We start from the raw sequence: 275 nt of genomic DNA on the forward strand, positions 1-275 counted from the left end.
TTGGTCGAGATCAATTTCAATTCATCACGCAGCGGAATCAAGCTGGAGCAGGGCCGGATCAAAATAGATATTCCCGGTTTGGGCCCGATCGTACGGGAAGTGTGGTCCTTGGGCCAGGAATCGAAGCTTCCCGTCGAATATGGCCGCGAGGATGCCATCGTCTGGGGGGATACCGGCACGTCTTTCGTGTGCGCTGTGCAGATGGATGATGAAGGTGTGCTGGCCAGCTCCGTCGCGCAGCTTTATCGTCGCGCGCTCGACATCATCAAGGCGAA

At 56.7% G+C, this 275-nt stretch carries 1 protein-coding gene; it reads left to right on the plus strand.

From position 1 onward, the window contains the following. Positions 1 to 275: hypothetical protein (locus tag SB751_RS30175; RefSeq protein ID WP_410749043.1), on the plus strand; the 275-nt coding region annotated here is incomplete at both ends.

Origin of the sequence: Cupriavidus sp. SIMBA_020 (assembly GCF_046535395.1) — a bacterium.
GTDB lineage: Bacteria > Pseudomonadota > Gammaproteobacteria > Burkholderiales > Burkholderiaceae > Cupriavidus > Cupriavidus campinensis.